Origin of the sequence: Mucilaginibacter sp. SG538B (assembly GCF_013376065.1) — a bacterium.
Classification (GTDB): Bacteria; Bacteroidota; Bacteroidia; order Sphingobacteriales; family Sphingobacteriaceae; genus Mucilaginibacter; species Mucilaginibacter rubeus.
This window is the reverse complement of the sequence record NZ_JABMJI010000003.1, coordinates 848,679-866,994: the sequence shown is the minus strand read 5'-3', so window position 1 is coordinate 866,994 and position 18,316 is coordinate 848,679. Positions and strand designations below refer to the sequence as shown.

At 42.7% G+C, this 18,316-nt stretch carries 18 protein-coding genes; 4 read left to right on the top strand and 14 right to left on the bottom strand.

The features are described 5' to 3' along the window. The first annotated feature begins 103 nt into the window (after window positions 1-103). Entirely contained in the window at window positions 104-232 is a 129-nt protein-coding gene (locus tag FHW88_RS30200) for a hypothetical protein (protein ID WP_255485375.1), read from the top strand. Here FHW88_RS30200 and FHW88_RS19615 read toward each other — a convergent pair. Then, on the bottom strand, window positions 219-2,129 hold the full coding sequence (locus FHW88_RS19615) for a DUF3857 domain-containing protein (RefSeq protein ID WP_176627597.1): 1,911 nt from the start codon (window positions 2,127-2,129) through the stop codon (window positions 219-221). The genes FHW88_RS30200 and FHW88_RS19615 overlap by 14 nt on opposite strands. Beyond that, entirely contained in the window at window positions 2,129-4,102 is a 1,974-nt protein-coding gene (locus tag FHW88_RS19610) for a DUF3857 domain-containing protein (RefSeq protein WP_176627596.1), read from the bottom strand. Before FHW88_RS19610 ends, FHW88_RS19615 begins: the two co-directional genes overlap by 1 nt. A 125-nt stretch (window positions 4,103-4,227) precedes the next feature. Here FHW88_RS19610 and FHW88_RS19605 point away from each other — a divergent pair, with 125 nt between their 5' ends. Continuing rightward, entirely contained in the window at window positions 4,228-5,253 is a 1,026-nt protein-coding gene (locus FHW88_RS19605; RefSeq protein ID WP_176627595.1) for a 3'-5' exonuclease, read from the top strand. A 164-nt stretch (window positions 5,254-5,417) separates the two neighbouring features. On the opposite strand, the gene queG is transcribed toward FHW88_RS19605, so the two are convergent. After that, the gene (gene queG / locus FHW88_RS19600; RefSeq protein ID WP_090526662.1) at window positions 5,418-6,356 is read right to left on the bottom strand and encodes a tRNA epoxyqueuosine(34) reductase QueG; all 939 of its coding nucleotides are present in this window, start codon (window positions 6,354-6,356) and stop codon (window positions 5,418-5,420) included. A 170-nt stretch (window positions 6,357-6,526) separates the two neighbouring features. Between queG and FHW88_RS19595 the strand changes: the two genes are divergently transcribed. Next, window positions 6,527-6,895 carry an STAS/SEC14 domain-containing protein gene (locus tag FHW88_RS19595; protein WP_090526664.1) on the top strand — a complete coding sequence of 123 codons (369 nt, stop codon included), beginning with the start codon at window positions 6,527-6,529 and terminating at the stop codon, window positions 6,893-6,895. 8 nt (window positions 6,896-6,903) lie between these two features. Next, complete coding sequence (locus tag FHW88_RS19590) at window positions 6,904-7,092, top strand: hypothetical protein (protein WP_090526666.1); 189 nt, start codon at window positions 6,904-6,906, stop codon at window positions 7,090-7,092. A 160-nt stretch (window positions 7,093-7,252) separates the two neighbouring features. On the opposite strand, the gene FHW88_RS19585 is transcribed toward FHW88_RS19590, so the two are convergent. From FHW88_RS19585 to FHW88_RS19535, 11 genes are all read right to left on the bottom strand, one after another. Beyond that, window positions 7,253-8,140 carry a polysaccharide deacetylase family protein gene (locus tag FHW88_RS19585; protein WP_176627594.1) on the bottom strand — a complete coding sequence of 296 codons (888 nt, stop codon included), beginning with the start codon at window positions 8,138-8,140 and terminating at the stop codon, window positions 7,253-7,255. Between the two features lie 115 nt (window positions 8,141-8,255). Beyond that, entirely contained in the window at window positions 8,256-9,134 is an 879-nt protein-coding gene (locus tag FHW88_RS19580; RefSeq protein ID WP_176627593.1) for a hypothetical protein, read from the bottom strand. A 17-nt stretch (window positions 9,135-9,151) separates the two neighbouring features. Further along, window positions 9,152-10,348 (bottom strand): Gfo/Idh/MocA family protein, encoded by a 1,197-nt coding sequence (locus FHW88_RS19575; protein ID WP_176627592.1) that lies wholly within the window; start codon window positions 10,346-10,348, stop codon window positions 9,152-9,154. 26 nt (window positions 10,349-10,374) lie between these two features. Further along, a complete protein-coding gene (gene ruvB, locus FHW88_RS19570; protein ID WP_090526672.1) occupies window positions 10,375-11,397 on the bottom strand; it encodes a Holliday junction branch migration DNA helicase RuvB in 1,023 nt (340 codons plus the stop codon). Between the two features lie 205 nt (window positions 11,398-11,602). After that, window positions 11,603-12,334 carry a polyprenol monophosphomannose synthase gene (locus FHW88_RS19565; protein WP_090526674.1) on the bottom strand — a complete coding sequence of 244 codons (732 nt, stop codon included), beginning with the start codon at window positions 12,332-12,334 and terminating at the stop codon, window positions 11,603-11,605. 116 nt (window positions 12,335-12,450) lie between these two features. Further along, on the bottom strand, window positions 12,451-13,929 hold the full coding sequence (locus FHW88_RS19560; protein WP_176627591.1) for an MFS transporter: 1,479 nt from the start codon (window positions 13,927-13,929) through the stop codon (window positions 12,451-12,453). Between the two features lie 121 nt (window positions 13,930-14,050). Continuing rightward, entirely contained in the window at window positions 14,051-14,974 is a 924-nt protein-coding gene (locus tag FHW88_RS19555) for a hypothetical protein (protein WP_139159962.1), read from the bottom strand. A gap of 309 nt (window positions 14,975-15,283) precedes the next feature. Next, complete coding sequence (locus FHW88_RS19550) at window positions 15,284-16,462, bottom strand: acetyl-CoA C-acyltransferase (protein WP_176627590.1); 1,179 nt, start codon at window positions 16,460-16,462, stop codon at window positions 15,284-15,286. Between the two features lie 256 nt (window positions 16,463-16,718). Further along, the gene (locus FHW88_RS19545; RefSeq protein WP_176627589.1) at window positions 16,719-16,892 is read right to left on the bottom strand and encodes a ribbon-helix-helix domain-containing protein; all 174 of its coding nucleotides are present in this window, start codon (window positions 16,890-16,892) and stop codon (window positions 16,719-16,721) included. A 1-nt stretch (window position 16,893) separates the two neighbouring features. After that, on the bottom strand, window positions 16,894-17,421 hold the full coding sequence (locus FHW88_RS19540) for a hypothetical protein (RefSeq protein WP_176627588.1): 528 nt from the start codon (window positions 17,419-17,421) through the stop codon (window positions 16,894-16,896). A 4-nt stretch (window positions 17,422-17,425) separates the two neighbouring features. Next, window positions 17,426-18,283 carry an SPFH domain-containing protein gene (locus tag FHW88_RS19535; protein WP_090526686.1) on the bottom strand — a complete coding sequence of 286 codons (858 nt, stop codon included), beginning with the start codon at window positions 18,281-18,283 and terminating at the stop codon, window positions 17,426-17,428. Between the last annotated feature and the right edge of the window lie 33 nt (window positions 18,284-18,316).

The following is an 18,316-nucleotide window of genomic DNA, read 5'->3' as shown; positions in this document are numbered from 1 at the left end:
GGATTTTTGCGAATTACACCAATATTAAGCTTAAATCACATTGGTGTAATTCGTTAAAATTTGACCCAATTGGTGTGTTTATTTTCAATAATTTTGCGCTGTTATGGCCGACAAAAAACAAGATTACTCATTCTGGACTAAGTACAAGCGGTTCGCAGGCACCGAGATCATGCTTTATGTGATCATGGTGCTTGGTATTATCCTCGGTATCGTGATATTTAGTTACCTTTAACTAAGGTAACGTTATCATTATCTACATCCGCAATTGACTGGTAAAAATCAACAAGGTCCTGATAGGTGTCTTTACTATATGTACCATCTATGATCTGTAGCTTGCGACTGTATACCAGCTTATCCCCATTTACAGTTGCACTTGATTCAAACTTTCCGAAAGGTTTTTCGATGCTTACTTTTTTAGGGCGCATATCAACCTTGTATCCTGCGGGTAGGGTATAAGTGATCTCATCCTCATCGGTATATCCACGGTTAATGTAAACATCGTTATGTCGGTTACGGACCTCACGTAACGGCGAACTTACACGGTTGGCCGGGTTGGCCAGAAAAATTATTTTTCCGTCAGATACCGAGCCATAGTCTGTAGCCGAAATTTTTAACGTTTCGGTGGTGTATGGTTGTTCAACTTTAAACTGCTTCAGATCTGCACTTTCAATATCAAGGTTATTAATGGGATAAATCTTCTTCAGATCTTTGATCTGTTCTGTTTTCGATTCATAGATCACATGGTCGCGATCTTCATAATTAGTGCCCTTGAAATTGGTAACCATTGTACCCGACAGGTTACCGTTGGCACTCAATGTAAAATTGGCTTTGCGCTGTTCGAGATTAGCCTGGGCCGTGTATTTTGGCGTACGCATTAATTTGCCGCCCTGTGGGGTACAGGCCAGTACGATCCTGTCGTCGGTGAAATCACCTAAAAAGCCAAAAGGTATGTTCTGACTGGTACATTCTAAAAAGGTGGTATCATTTTTAAAAGGCAGGCATAAAATAACATGATTGCCCTGGTCAATGCTTGCAAAGTCGGGCTGGAAATTTACCTTCGATGATCCCGCATACACCACGCAGTAATATGAATCGATGTCGACAGCCTTTAATAACGCCTGTGTGTAGTTAACGAGGGCTTTGCAATCACCATAATTTTGAGCGTCAACATCCGAAGCCAGGAAGGGTTGTAAGCCGCCTATCCCTACTTGGATGCTGATATAATGCGTTTTGCCCTGCATGTATTCATAAACCTTACGCGCTTTGGCTTTAGGATCGGTTATTGATGCTGTAAGCTCCTTCATGTTTGCCACAGTTTGAGGCGAAAGCTGCTGGCGGCCTGCATTAAGCTTGTCATATTGCCATTGCCCAAGTTCTTTCCAGTTGGTAAATGAGCCACTGATACCACGGTAAATGAATTTTTCGGGCACTATTTCCAGGCTGGGCATTATTGATCGGTAAACAGGGCTATATGGCTCATGCTTTAAAGCTTTAAGGTTATTAGTTTGCCAGGTGTATGTTTGCATACCCTGTTTATTGGTACCAATTGTTGGTTTAACAGATAAATTGGTTTGTTTGTATTTGATCTTAAAATCGGGCTTGCAGATTAATGTATATGAGCTTTTTTCAACGGCTATACCATCCGAAGGTATTGGGAGCCAGCCTTCAAGGTCAAGTGATTGTTTCGACTTTACATCATATTCATAACTGATGGTGTAAGGATAATCTGCTACCCTGGGCTGGTAATGTTTTATCTTCAGGTCGGTAAAAAGCGAAAAGCCATCACGGTTGGTATTATCTTCAAAATCGCTTTCTGAAAATTTGCCTGTGGGTTTGCCCCATTGGTTATAAATAACGCCTTTTATATCCTTGATATACCGGCTTTTGTCATGCCATATCGCTATATCAACGTCATCGTCACCATTTTTATTGAGTACAGTTATTACTTGTTTTACGTGACAAAGTGTGTTATCTAAGTCTTTAACCTCAACAGTAACTTCCTCATTACGCACTATTGAACTGGCATAAGGCAAAAGGTCTTTTGAAATGAGCGATACGTCGTAGTTTTCCTGTGCTTTTACACAGGTTACCGCCAAAAAGATAAAAAGGGTAGTTAAAAATGCTTTCATTATTTTTTCCTGAAGATCATATCCCCTTTCTCCGTTAGAATGATCTTATTAAACAGCTCCTTAAGATAAGGGTATTCGGCCGAATCATAAACCGACTTGTTAAACTGGGTAATGTTTGAAAAGGTAAAACTGTTATTGTCCTGGCTCTCAAACGTGGTAGCAAACATGCCGCCTTTGTTTGGTAATGAAAACGCCACTATCTGGGGCGGGGTTTCAATGATATATTGTGCAGGCAGGTGCATTACCAAAACCAGCCTCTTGTCTGAGGCAAAGGCCCAGTCTACCGGATAATCACGTTCGGCAAGTTTGAAGGGATTGGTAGTACGTTTTTCCCAAAAATAAGGGTTAAATGCAAGCTTATCATGATTGGTATTATCAAAAGCATCTATCTCCACTTCAAAGGTTTCACGTAGCGGGTTGTCAAGGCTGTCGAGATTTGCTATATCTGATTTAAATACTTTTAATTTAGGTTGTTTCTCATCAAAATCTTCAACGTATTCATCAACTGTATTAAACTTTTTAATGGCTTTGCGTTTTTCATAGGCATCATAACCTTTGTAGTAATTGGTTATAGTTCCTTTTAGCTTTCCATTATCAAGCAGTGTAAGATCGAACATCCGTGTGGTGGCCGCTTTTTGCTGAGTGCTTAACTCTATCCAGTATGATGGTTTATTAAGGCTAATCACTCTTCCCTTATCGTTTATACATTTAAGAGGGAGTAAACCGAAGGACAATAACGGATCGGTAGCATCGAGCAGGTAGGTTTGATCGCCAATAGTTAACCTGGCTATAACGTAGTTAAAGTCGCTAAGTACCGGGTAAAGGTTATTCACCATTCCATGGTCGCGGGTTGAAAGCAATACGGCATCGGCGTTAAGGCCAGCGGCGCTTAGCGCGGTAATAAGTGTCAGATTAATATCGGCGATACTGCCGGCATGTGTATCCAATGATTTTTTTACGCCATCGGTGCTGTAGATACCTATATAATCATTCCACTTTATTTGGCTTTTGATCCATGCATAAATAGCTTTTGCCTTGTCAAGGTCATTTGCCTTACCTGCAATTACCGGCCCAATGCGTTCTTTAAGTAAGCTGGTCCTTTTCATTTGAACGCCAAATTCATCGGATATCTTTAATTGATGGTCAACGTCGCCCCATTCTTTTGTCATAACGGTTTTGACGTTGTTATAAGGGTTGGTGTATTCAACAAGCTCAAAAAATATAGCTGATAAAAAGTTTTTACGGGCGGTCATATAATCTTCATCAACAAATGCAGGAATGTCCTTCATGTTGTAAGTAATATGTGAGCAATCGGCTTTTGCACCTCCCGATGAAAAGCATTCACGCTCAACTTCCGAACTACTTTTGGTTAATTTCAGCGCCCCGCGTAACGAAGCGTTGAATGTCCAAAAGCCCGGGATGTGTACTTCATACTGCGAATTTATTTTGGGGATATCGTCCTGAAATGCCCATTCCCGGAAATTGTCCCAATATGGTGAGATAAGTTCGTATTTAAATTCAATAACGCAGCCGGGCCGTAATGCCGGCAACGCAAACTTTACAGTGCTGCCATATTTATAATCTTTAGATGTAAATACCTTTTTGGAATCAAGTTCGGCCTTTTGAATAATACCGTTATCATCTTTATAATAAGTAAACCCGCTAACATTGTTAACTTCTTCTGCGGAGTTATCGCCATTGTGGATAGGTATAGCTATAGTACCGTGAGTTAATCCTTCCTTGGTGAAAATTTTAATTTTGGCATGATAGGTGTGAATGAGCCTGATATGGTCCATGTATTCATCTATACGAACACTGCCAAACTCGTTTAAAAAAACGGCGTTGGCCTGCGGATCTTTATCATATTTAACCATATCAATTTCCGGTCCTTCTATACCGGTTTCAAAGTCCTGGCCCGACGCGAGGTGTGATAAGGTAGTGAAAATCAAAAGAATAAGAAGAAATCTGTTCATGCAAATTGTGATAATTAGGGATAATCAAATTAAATAATAAATTGGTATATTAAATAAATTAAAAAATTTATTCTGCTGATTAATTTTAGGACATTTGCGACCTTTGCATCTCTGAACACTTACAAATGAAATTAAATTTAAAACGGCCCCTGGCTTTCTTTGATCTTGAAACAACAGGTACCAATATCGGTGCCGACCGTATAGTTGAAATATCTGTTATCAAGCTTAACCCTGATGGCAGCGAAGAAGTGAAAACGTGGCGTGTTCACCCGGGCATTCCTATCCCACTCGAGTCGTCGCTGGTGCACGGCATTTATGATGAGCATATACAAAACGAAAAGCAATTTAAAGAACTTGGACAGGAAATAGCCGATTTTATTGGTGATAGTGATTTGGCCGGATACAATTCAAATAAGTTTGATATCCCCATGATTATGGAGGAATTTTTACGTTCCGGAGTGGATTTCAACCTGGATGCCCGCCATTTTGTTGATGTACAGAACATATTTCATCAAATGGAGCAACGCACGTTAAAGGCGGCCTACCAGTTTTATTGCAATAAAGTAATTGAAAACGCCCATTCGGCCGAAGCAGATACCCGCGCTACCATGGAGGTTTTGCTGGCGCAGATTGAGCGTTATGAAAATGTAGAGTGGGAAGATAAAAAAGGCAATAAAATAATCCCTGTTGTGGGCGATGTTGAAGCGCTGCACGCATTTACTAACCTGAGCAAACCGGTTGATTTTGCCGGTCGTATGGTTTATAATGAACAGGGCGAGGAGTTGATAAACTTTGGCAAACATAAAGGCAAACGTGTTGAAGACGTATTAAACGCCGAGCCAAGTTATTATTCGTGGATGATGCAGGGTGATTTTCCGCTTTATACCAAGCGCAAGCTCGAAGAAATTTATACCCGCTGGAACGCCAAAAAAGTTGCCGAGCGTCAGGCAAACAAAGCAGCCCAGCCAAAACCGGCCGATCAACAACCTGCTGCCCCCAAACCTGAGTATCAGAAAAAAGAATACACAAAGCCCGATCATACTAAAAATCAACATTATCAAAACAAACCTTTCAAAAAGAAGGATGAGCCTGCCCAGCCGGTTAACGATGATATGCTGGCTCAGTTAGCTTTGAAGTTTAAAAAGGGGTAAATTTGTCTGAACCCTGATTTTTAGGATTAAAGGATTTTCAGGATTTTTTATGAAGCCCTTGCAGGTATTTGTGCAAGGGCTTTTTGTTGATAATATTCTGAAACCTAAGCTTCATGGATTCGTTCAACTTTAGCCTTTAGCCTTTAGCCTTTAGCCTTTAGCCTTTAGCCTTTAGCCTTTAAAAAATCAATATTCCTTTTTAGCCCGCTAAATTTCGTGCGTTTAACAGCCGAGTTTTTGAATACTTTTTGAAAAATATCCTGGGTAATGTCCTGCCAGTCGGTGGTTTTCAAGTGTAGCAAATCGGGATGCGGAGTAAAGGCCGGCTCGGTATTAAGCACCGAGAAACGGTTCCAAGGGCAAACATCCTGGCAAACGTCACAGCCAAACATCCAGTTATCCATTTTGCCCTTAAACTCCTGCGGAATTTCGTTTTTAAGTTCAATGGTTAAATAGGAGATGCAGCGGCTGCCATCAACCACATATGGGCCAACTATAGCATCGGTAGGGCAGGCGTCGATACAATTGGTGCAGGTGCCGCAATGATCGGCTGTGGGGGCTATATCGTATTCCAGTTCAAGGTCAATGATCAGTTCGGCCAGGAAAAAGAACGAGCCGGCTTTTTTGTTGAGCAGGTTGCTGTTTTTGCCAATCCAGCCCATTCCTGCTTTACGTGCCCATGCCTTATCAAGTACTGGAGCCGAATCAACAAACGCACGGCCGCCTACTTCACCAATTTTATCATTAATGATTTGCAGTAATAGCCTCAGCTTATCTTTAATCACCGTGTGGTAGTCAATTCCATAAGCGTATTTAGAGATTTTGGGCGATAACGGATCATCCTGTTGCTGATCGGTATAGTAATTTATACCAAGCGAGATGACAGATTTTGCCCCATCAACCAACAAACGAGGGTCAAGGCGCTTATCAAAATGGTTCTCCATGTACGCCATTTCGCCATGCATGTTTTTATTAAGCCAGGCTTCAAGGCGTGGAGCTTCGTCTTCCAAAAAATCAGCCCTGGCGATGCCGCAAAACAGAAAGCCAAGTTTTTGCGCCTCGTTTTTAATGAGTTGACTGTATGTTGATTTGTTTTGCTGCATTTGTGCAAAGATACTATAAATTGAAATTGGTGAGTGTACAGAGACGCCCCCCCAATCAGGTTTGTATACTTGCATAAGCACATTATTCGTTATTATACTTTACTCCGTTTTGCTATAAGTTTACTATTGGTTCAGTTTTTGTATCTGATTAAAAAATAAGAATTTATAGCATGCTTGAGCATATTAAATATTTGCCTGCGCATGTGTTAGGGATGCATGCAGCAGGCCACGTTACTATTGGCGATTATGAAAGGGCTTTACGACCATTGCTTGAGCAACAGGTAAAACAAACCGGGCGGATAAACTTTTTACTGGTGCTGGAAACTAATATTAAAAATTTTACAGCAGGTGCCTGGTGCGGTAATATCAGGCTGGGCCTTAAATATTTTACCCGATGGAACAAAGTTGCTGTTGTAACCGATCAGGACGGTGTTCGGGAGTTCAGTCATTTGTTTAAATATATTTTACCGGGCAAGTTTGCAGGCTATAGGCTGGAAGAATTAGACGAAGCCGTAAAATGGATAACAGGAAATAAATAAATATCATTATGGAAACTATAGATGAAAGAGCAGCTATGAATAATGATGATTCAGATCTGCACAATGATGAGTTAGGTGAAAATACCGGTGATGATACCATAATAGCCGAGATAGTTCATTTAAAACCCGACGAAAAGGATATTAGCAAAATGCCGTCGTCAAACAAAGGGCAAGGCCCGGCGGGTGAGGATTTGTGAGGCGTCCGCCCCCAAAAGGGGAATCGCAAGTTCCCAGCTTTTTAGTCCTTAAATTGATGGCTATGCCTAAATAGATGGCAGAAAACAAGAAATGCCAACTCTTTGAGCCGGCATTTCTTATTTAAATATCCTCCGTATCTCCCCTTTAAGGGGGCGGGGGCTAAAAGCTGTTCCTGATACTGTTGCTTAACGTTTTAGTGCTCCAGTACCCGCTATCCAAAATCCGGCGCACAGTCATTAATGGATCGGCTTGATCACGTTTATCAGCTAATTGGAAAGCCATTTTAAAACCACGTTTCCTAAGTTCAGGTAAAGCGGCTTTGTTCCAGATACCAAACGGATAAGCAAAGTAGTCCATTTTTTTGCCGGTGATTTCTTCCAATGTTTTAGTTGGTTTTTCGATTTGGGTAACCCAGTCGTCCACCGGGCGATTGGTTATTTTACCATTTTTGCCGATGATCTTAAGGGTTGATGTATGTGAATAACGGTCAACACGGTGGTGGTCCCAGGTGTGGCTGGCAATAACGTTACCTTCGTCAGATAGTTGTTTTACCTGCTCTTTGGTCATGTAATGCGGACGGCCTAACGATACGGTCATCACAAAATAAACTGCCTTAAAACCATACTTTTTAAGGGCAGGATTGGCAATGGTGAACTGATCAAGGTCAGTATCATCAAACGTAAGCATGATAGGCTTTTTAGGCAGCGGCGCGCCCTTGGTAAGGTATGCATAAAGCTGATCGGGCAGTATGGTATGGTAACCGCTGTCGGCCAGCATTTTGATGTGCTCTTTAAAAGCAGCAACCTGAACTATATAATCTTTAGCGTTTTTTGAATCGGTAGGCTTCCAGTCGCGGATTTGGTGGTAGCAGAGGATAGGTACCTGTTTGCGGGCTAAAATAGCGGCCGCATCACCCTGTGATGTTGCATTGGCAGCCGGAACTTCGGCAACAGGGGCAGCAGTAGTTGATTTATCTGATGGCTTCGACTGGCATGAAACAGCGCCGAAAGCACAAAGGGCCAGCATGGCTAACGTTTGTTTTATCATATTATAGGTTGGTTTTATTCCTTAATTAACGGCAGCTAAAATAATAATTATATAACACGCAAGCCTTGCGATGTAAACAAAATTAATTAAGACTTTAAGTATGATAACCGGATAATTATTCGCTTTTATTGATGATCTGCTTCAGGCCCGGCTCGCATGTAAGCAGGTGCCATCCGCCAAAAACTACAAACACTTTGTTATGGGTTTTAAGCAGATTGTCAATGGTGCGAAGCAGGCTTTGATCCCTGATCTCTTTGGAGGCTCTGCCAATTTCCTGAAATTTTCCTTTGGGGTCAAACGGATTGGTAGGTTCCAGCTCCTCGAGCTTAAAAGGGCGGTTAAGCAGTTTTTGATAGGCGGCTTCAAAATAATCCAGGGTTTGCTCAGCCGGTGAAAGCTTTACTCCACCTGTTTTCATGATATAGCCTTGTATAAATTTAGCATAATTTGCTTTAAATGCCGCGCTATCGGTAACAGGAAGCCGTTGGCCCCACATAAAACGTTCGGTAACTATATAAGCTAAAAATTCGCTGGTAGTGTATCTCTTCAATAGCTCTTTAAATTCAAGGCTATCGGTCATGTCGCCGTTAACGGTTATAATTTTAAGGCTATCTGCAAGGGTTTTGGTAAGCCCTATTTCACCATCTTTTTGAATGGCTTCTTTTTTTGAGGCGAAAACCTTTTTTGAAACATCTCCTCCTTCGTTAACACATACATCAGGTCTGAATTCAAAAAATGCTTTTTCGATCCCCTTAAACATCGGGTTTTCGGTGTCGTTGTTATCCGGCAAATGGTTAACGCCACAAAAAACAATCTCCTTTTTGTCGTTTTTAAACCTTAAGATGTAGGGATTGGCAGGCAGGTGCCCGGCAGCATCAAGTTTGATCTTTAAGTAACTAACCGTTGGGTAAACCTCAGCGGGTGCTTTGTCTTTTTTGGTTCTGCAGCTTAACAAGGCCGAGGAAAATAACAGTAATAAAGTTATGTATTTCATCGGCCCTGTTGTGTTTGTTATAAAACTATACGCTTTCCTTCTTTTATTGACCGCTTGGCGGCATCCAGGATTTGCATAACAATCATATTGTATTTTAATGATGAACGGTCATCCGGGTGCCTGAGCGGATTTGCGAGGGCCGAAGTAAAATAGGCTACCGGCGCATCAGCTGGTGCTACCAGTGGGGCAGCTTTATAACCTCTTACACGGTTATTAACTTTTATTTCAACACTATCCTTATCGAAGGCATGGATATAACCCTTAGCACCGAAAATCTCCATATCCTTGATACTGAAAGGCCAGTTCCAGGAGGCTTCAATCTGCCCGGTGGCATTGGCGTATTCAACCAATATGGTGGCATCATCCTCAACCTTCGGATATACGGTTGGTTTATAATGCCTTGCGATAGCGGTTACTGCTATCGGGCGCTGGCCCTTCATTAGCCAGGTCATCAAATCAGCGCCATAGCAGCCAAAATCATTCAGGGCGCCTGCACCATTTAATACGGGATCTGTTAACCAGCTCAAAAAGTCTTCGCTGCAGCCAATTTCGCGTGGCCCCTGGTGCCCGTCATGCACCACCATTTTACGGATCAAACCTATGCTGTCCTGCTTAACGGTATTATAAACATCCTGAAAGGATGGGTACCAGGTAGTTTCATAATTTGTTAATACTTTGACGTAGTATTTAAGGGCCAGAAACTCCATACGTTTAGCTTGCTCAAGGGTGGCGGCCAACGGTTTTTCAACCATTACAGAAATACCTAAGGGTGCGCAGGTCTCCACAATATCCACATGTTTGCCAACAGCGTTGTAACCCAACACAATAGCAGGCTTACGGGAGGTGCACATTTTCCTTAGGTCATCAAAAAACAGGGAATCGGGCAGGTTATATGCTTTGCCAAATTTTTCCCAAAGCTTTTTATCAGGTTCGGCAATGCCTACAATATTTACGTTTCCTTTTCGGTACTCACTTAATATGAGGTGGATATGGTCATGGTTTAAGCCCATAATACCTACTTTTAGCGTCGGTACGGGCTTGTGTATCACCGGTATGGTGTCTTTTTTTGCCTTGTTAACTGAATCGGTAGGTGCCGTAACCGAAGGGGCTGGTGCTGTACCCGGCGGCGGTGGTGTTGTTTGTGCCGATGCGATAGTTATGCAGCTTAAAAAGAGCGTAGTTGTAGTGAGCAGTAGTTTTAATTTGGTTTTCATGATTGGTGGCGATGTATACGTTTATCTCAAAATAAGGATGGATTTCCTCCCAGCTTTATCTTTCCTAAATGTTTGTAGGCAGCTTCAGTAGCTTCACGGCCGCGGGCTGTACGCATTAAAAAGCCTTCCTGTATTAAAAACGGTTCGTAAACTTCTTCAATTGTGCCCTCGTCTTCACCAACTGCTGTTGCAACGGTTTTTAAACCTACAGGACCGCCTTTAAACTTATCAATAATGGTAAGCAGGATCTTGTTGTCCATTTCGTCCAGTCCGTGACTATCTACATTTAAAGCGTTCAATGCATACTGGGCAATCTCCGTATCAATCTTGCCATTTCCTTTGATTTGGGCGAAATCACGTGTGCGGCGAAGTAATGCATTGGCAATACGGGGGGTACCACGGCTGCGGCGGGCGATTTCATAAGCACCTTCATCAGTAATAGGTGTTTTTAGTATCGATGCCGAACGTAGTACAATGGTGGTAAGCAGTTTGGCATCATAATATTCCAGGCGCGAGTTGATACCAAACCTGGCCCTTAGAGGCGCAGTAAGCAAGCCGGAACGGGTAGTTGCGCCTACCAGGGTGAACGGATTAAGCGAAATTTGTACCGAACGGGCATTGGGGCCGCTCTCCAGCATAATATCTATCTTAAAATCCTCCATGGCCGAGTAAAGGTATTCTTCAACCAGCGGACTTAAGCGGTGAATTTCATCAATAAAAAGAATATCCCCGGTTTCAAGATTGGTAAGCAAACCCGCCAAATCCCCGGGTTTATCTAAAACAGGGCCTGAGGTGATCTTAATGCCTACACCCATTTCATTGGCGATAATGTGTGAAAGGGTGGTTTTGCCTAAACCCGGAGGGCCATGCAGCAATACATGATCAAGCGCCTCTCCGCGCTGGCGGGCCGCCTGTACAAAGATCTTTAAATTAGCTAATATTTTATGCTGACCGGTAAAGTCTTCAAATTGCTGCGGGCGCAATACTTTTTCAATATCACGTTCGGCCGGACTGAGACGTTCGCGTTCAGGGTCAAGATGCTCATTCATTGCCAACGAAATTAGTAATTTTTTAGGCCAAAGGTGAAAGGTTAAAGGTAAAAGGTTTGTTTCTTTTGAGGGGGCGAAAGGTTAAAGCTAAAAGGCAAAAGGTTTTTTCTTTCAGTGGATAGATTAATTTGCTTTAAAGACAAAAAGTTAAAGTTTTGTAATGTAACCTTTAACCTTTCGCCTTTATCCTTTCACCTTTAAAAAATCACCCCTCCGGGTACTTCCTGAAAATGCTGTTGATCTTCATCTGGATCACGCCTAAAAATGCTTCCCGGAAAATACGCGTCGACATTTTGGAGGTACCGGCAGTGCGGTCGGTAAATATAATCGGGACTTCTACCAGCTTAAAGCCATGTTTAATGGTAGTATATTTCATCTCGATCTGGAAAGCGTAACCAACAAACTTGATTTTATCCAGCTTAACGGTTTCAAGCACCCTGCGTTTGTAGCACATAAAACCCGCGGTGGCGTCTTGCACTTTCATGCCGGTTATAAAACGTACATATACTGATGCAAAATAGCTCATCAACACCCGGCTCATGGGCCAGTTTACCACGTTTACGCCAGTTACATAACGGGAGCCTATTGCCGCGTCGGCACCATCAATACAGGCTTGCCTTAGTTTCAACAGGTCATCCGGATTGTGCGAAAAGTCGGCATCCATCTCAAAAATATAGTCGTAATGGCGGGCTATACACCATTTAAAACCATGTATATAGGCAGTGCCCAATCCCTGTTTACCGGCTCGTTCTTCCATAAAAAGCCGACCGTCATATTCAGCTTGCAAACTTTTTACTATCTGCGGCGTACCGTCGGGTGATCCGTCGTCAATGATCAGGATATGAAAATCATGAGGCAAGGAAAATACCTTGCGGATCATCCGCTCGATATTTTCCTTCTCGTTATACGTGGGTATAATTACTATGCTATCGGGCACTGAATCGTATTTTGAAAAATGATGTAAACGTTTAAGGTGCGAAAATAATCAATTTACAGAGCATCAAAACAAAAAAACAGGAAAGCTTGCGCAATCCTGCAATTTTGGGTAATATTTTACAGGTTATGAGTGTCGGCAATAACCTGGTTTTCCACGTAAGGGTCGGTAATGTAATTTCTTTCTTTAAGGCGTGGAGAAACGATCAGGTATATGATGATGAATACACTGATGAAAGCCACAAAAAACCATTCGTAATTGGCACCCTTAAGATTTTCAGCCCACCAGCCCCCGTCTTCAATAAGACCATTTACAAGGGCGGTGATCAGGTTTCCAAACGAAACAACCAGGAACCAAATTCCTGACATAGTACTTTTCATTGATTTTGGAGAATGGGTATAAGCATATTCCAAACCGGTAATTGACACCAATACTTCCGCAGCTGATAATATTAAAAAGGCCAGCACTTGCCACCACATTGACGGAGAGCCACCATGATCAATACTTACATGTGTAAAACCGATAACTACAAACGATAACGCCGTCAAAATCAAGCCCGCTCCGAGCCTGCGCAAAGGTGTTGTTTTCAACCCGATCTTATCTAAATTTGGATAAATCACATAGTTAAAAAGCGGGATGAATAACAGGAGGAAAATGGTATTAAATGTAGACATTGAACCCGGTTCTATCTGGAATGAGGTAAAACCAAGATTGATGTTTCGATCCATTTTTGCAGCATACAGCGTCCATTCTGAAAGGCATTGGTCCCAAACAGCCCAAAACGCCAGCGCAAAAAAGAATACAGAAATTACGCGGTATACCGCTTTAACTCCTTCAACGCGTTCCGGGTCATAACTTTCTTTGGCAATATCAAGTAATGATTGCCCTGGTTTCTTTTTACTTAAATGGGTAAGTGCATACCAGGTAATAAACACCAGGTTATTTCGGTTTACGCCCTGCGGAGGCACTTTTACATATTTTTTGCGGCCCATAAAAAATATCACAGTTGCCAAACCCATTAATATGCCGGGAACACCAAAAGCCCATTTAGGGCCGTAATATTTGTAAATGGTAGGGATAGCAATCGTTGATAACATAGAGCCTGCATTGATGCTAAAGTAAAACCAACCGTAAACTTTTGAGAGCAAATCCTGGTTGCTGGCATCAAACTGGTCGCCTACGTTGGCCGAAACGCACGATTTGATACCACCCGCACCGATGGCGACAACAAGCATACCTATCTCAAAGCCACTAAGGCTTGTATCAAACATCGCCAGCAACAGGTGTCCAAAGCAATATACTACAGAAATATAAAGGATGAGCTTGTATTTGCCGGTAAACCAGTCGGCCACCATGCCGCCTACAAATGGTAAAGCGTAAGCCACCATAACAAATAAATGGTTCAGCTTATTGGCATGGGCATCAGCCTGTTGGGCTAACGCGGGATTACCTGCAGGGTTAAAGAATTGTTTTACCAAAAAAAGGGTAAGTATGGAACGCATGCCATAAAAGCTAAAACGTTCAGCGGCTTCATTGCCAATAATGTAAGGGACGCTCTTGGGGAATTTTGATTTTAGTGGAGCAGTTTTTTCTTGCATCAGTTAACTTAAAATTTGCTAAAGGTAATATAAATCTTCCAATCCGAAATTTAATACCGAAAGTGTTACAATTTAAACAATAAAAGTGTTGATTTTGGGGCTATTGCTGTTGTTTAATTTCTTAATGTTTTACCGGTAAAAGGGCGCGGTCTTTTGCGGCTTGCTTTTTGGGATCAATATATTCGTTATCGGTGGCCGAATTGCCGTCGGCAATGTTGCGCATGTCAAGGTTTTCTATATAAGTCCAACGGCCATCTTTTAATTGGTAGCCATCGTAACTCAAATCGGGGCCAAAGGTTTCAGGTTTGTCTTTACTCCGGCCATCTGGCGCCGAAAGATGGTCAAAAACAATAATATTTTTCTCTGGCACAAATCTCAATAGCATCGATACCTGCCGGGCGTACTCAAATATAACACGGCTGCGGGTTTTGCCATTGCCGTTAAACACGGGCATGCCAAACTGCGGCACACCATTGTTAAATGAAATTGCATCGATCACTTTTTTTGTGGATTTAACGGTATTACCTTTCCACCCTAATAATACATAATATGGTTTGGGGCCGTACACCGACATTATCTTATAGTATTGGGCACCATACCATTTATGGCTATCGGTTACCGAATCCTCTGGGTTCTTCAATAAAGGCGAATAATCTTCGAGCGGGTACATTTTGAGCGGGCCGCCGGTATTTATTTGAACAGTTCCATAAAAGCGATAACTGCCATCGAGGTTTGTAACATGCCAGCTCAGGATGCGAAAACGGTTATCGGGTGAGTTTACAATGCTGATGCTTTTAACCGAATCAAAAGGGAACAGGAATGAGTTATTGACCTTCAGCGCTTGTACCAGTGTTTTAATGAACTGATAATTGGCATTTTTACGCTCCATGTCGTTCTCATCATTTACAATTTTTTTGCCAAGGCGAGTGAGACTATCCTGGTATTCGTTAAGTTTTTTGAGCCTTGTACCTTCGTCATGGTATTGCGCAAAAGTTTGCATGCAAAGCAGTATGGAGAAGATAGTAAGAAGGGTTTTTTTTGTCACTATTTTAATTTAATTAGTTGAGCTTATTTTTTATGTCTTTGCGAGATGGCTTTGCAAGTTTCTTTATATAGAATGAGATTGTTTCGTTTCTTATAATGACGTAATAGTAAGCTGTTGGTTAGTATTGTATTTATAATCTATTTTATAAATATGGGCGTTGCCTGAGGCCCGGGCTTTCCGTTACAAGTCCTCGCTTTGCATGCCCGCGACCCAACCTGCGCTGTGGGCTTTTCACTGCAATCCCTAACGCGCCCCACGCGCAACATCACTAAAATATATTTTGCTTATAATGACGTTATTTATAAAATACTAACGTGAATTTTCGATAACCATTGCGCTGGCACCGCCACCACCGTTACAGATACCGGCAGCGCCGTATTTGCCGTTGTTTTGCTTTAATACGTGTAAAAGGGTAACAATGATTCGTGCACCCGAAGCGCCGAGCGGGTGGCCTAATGAAACAGCACCGCCGTTAACGTTTACTTTTTCCGGGTCGAGGTTCAAAAGCTGGTTGTTGGCTATTGATACTACAGAGAAGGCTTCATTGATCTCAAAGAAGTCGATATCGGAGTTTTGCAGGCCTGCCCTGTGCAGTGCCAGCGGAATGGCTTTTGACGGTGCGGTAGTAAACCATTCGGGTGCCTGCTGTGCATCGGCGTAGGAAACCACCTTAGCCAATGGGGTTATACCGAGTTCATCCGCTTTTTCGCGGCTCATAAGCACTACAGCTGCGGCACCGTCATTAAGGGTCGAGGCGTTGGCGGCCGTAACCGTACCATCTTTTTTAAATACGGGTTTTAATGAGGGGATCTTGTCAAACTTAACTGTTTTGGGTTCCTCATCTTCGGCGAACATCGTGATATCGCCTTTTTTGTCTTTAAGGCCAACAGGAGTTATTTCATCTTTAAATTTTCCGTCTGCCTGTGCTTTTTGGGCACGCTGGTATGATAGGATGGCATATGCATCCTGTTCCTCCCGACTGATGTTGCAGTCGGTAGCGCAAAGTTCGGCTGCTGAGCCCATATGATAGTCGTTGTAAACATCCCAAAGACCGTCTTTTACCAAACCGTCAATGATTTGCCCGTTACCTAAACGGTAACCGTTGCGGGCCTTATCCAGGTAATAGGGTACGTTGCTCATGCTTTCCATGCCGCCGGCAACAACAATATCGTTTTGCCCTATGGCTATGCTTTGGGCGGCTAACATAATAGCTTTCATACCCGATGCACAAACTTTATTAACGGTAGTTGCGGGCAAATAGGGGAGCCCGGCAAAAATAGCTGCCTGTGTTGCCGGCGCCTGCCCAACATTGGCCGACATTACGTTGCCCATATAAATTTCCTGAACCTGATCGGGCCGTAAGCCCGCTTTTTCAACTGCCGATTTGATGACTGCCGCGCCTAACTGTGTGGCGCCGATAGCAGCCAGGCTGCCTCCAAAACTACCTATAGGTGTGCGTGTAGCCGCTACTATTACAACTTCTTTCATGTGTCCCTCATTAAAATTGGTGGGCAAATTTAGTGATTTGGATGAAAGAAAATACTATGCATGCATAATAAAATTAGTTGGCAGTTTTTTAGTGGCGGTAGCAGGTTTTAAATCAGTTGACAGTTTTTAGTTTGCAGTTGGCATTTTTTGATTACGTAAAATTAAGGCTTCTGTAGCGGGACATTAATTTATACTAGGTGCAAACCATAAACGGCAAACAGTTGCTACCTACTGCTACTATAAACTGCTACTGCCACTAATCACTATCTTCCTTTTTCTTTTTAACTCCTTTTTTCCTCGCATGCAGGGCTTGTTGCATGAGGTATTCGATCTGGCCGTTGGTGCTCCTGAATTCTTCGGCAGCCCAGCTCTCAATCTCCTTCAGCATGTCGGGGTTAATGCGTAATACAAATGCTTTTTTTTCGGCCATATCAACTTGCGGCCGCTGCCTGGGCCTGTTTTAACAAAACTAAATTTATGCCCAGTAACGCCAATAGCGGTAGTTCTGGTACTTTTTTGATCATATCGAGGTTCATTTTTACAATAAATGGCTTTTTCCGGCTCCACATTTTGGTTTCTACATTCAGGATATCGCCCAATTGCTCGTTTACCCAGGTGCAGCTGCGTGAAAGGATCTTTTTATTATAAAAAGTAGCCATGAGCCCATTGTTTAAATTGAGCGTTATCTTACGGTTCCAGATGTCTGGTGTCACCAAACCTGTTTCCATGCCATCGGACTGCTCAATAACAAGTTTTCGGCCTAACCAGTTCTTGCGTTTTACTATCCAGTTTCCATTCGCTGTTTCCAGTAAGCAAGCGCGTTTTAAAGCTCCTGTATAGGTGAGCTTACCATAGCTAAACTGCCCGTCGGTAAGTTCATACCATGGCCGCCAAAAACCATGCCTCAGTACTGGTAATTCCGACACGCGGAGTTCGTCAAAGCTTCTGAATTGGTCCATGGTACTAGTGGTATAAAGTACCTGTATTAACAACAGGGTTAACTGCTTTATCACCGCAAAGTACAACCAGCAGATTGCTTACCATGGCCGCCTTGCGTTCCTCGTCAAGTTCAACTATGTTTTTTTCGGATAGCTTGTTCAGTGCCATTTCAACCATGCCAACGGCACCTTCAACTATCAGCTTACGGGCAGCTATTATGGCCGATGCCTGCTGTACCTGCAGCATGGAATGGGCAATTTCAGGAGCGTAGGCCAAATGAGAGATGCGGGCTTCTAATACTTCAATGCCGGCGCGGTCAAGCCTTTCGTTCAACTCCTTCTCCAACATTGAGCTTACCTGTTCGGCGCCACCGCGTAGAGTAATGGCTGCAGTTTCATCCTCCAGGTTATCATAAGGGAAAGAGTTGGCCAGGTGCCTTACTGCAGCTTCGCTCTGGATATTTACATATTGAATGTAATTTTCAACCGCAAATACGGCAGCGGCGGTATCTTTTATCTGCCATACTATAACCGCTGCGATTTCAATAGGGTTGCCAATGCTATCGTTTACTTTCAGTTGCTGGCCGTTAAGGTTAAAGGCTCTTAATGATACTTTTCTTTTTACGGTGAAAGGGTTCACCCAAAAAAAGCCATCTTTTTTTACAGTACCCAGGTACTTGCCGAAAAGGGTAAGCACTTTTGATTCGTTAGGATTAACGACAACAAGTCCCGGGAGCAGAAAAACGAAGCCGATGATAGCTAACATAGCGCCAATAGGTTCTTCACCCGCCCAAAAGCAAAGGGCAGCTATTACCAGTAATGCAAGGAATACAATAAGCACAGCAAAGCCGGATGGCGGGTTGATGGTTTTTTCAGGATTCATGATTTAGTTTGATTTTAAAATGATATCATAAAG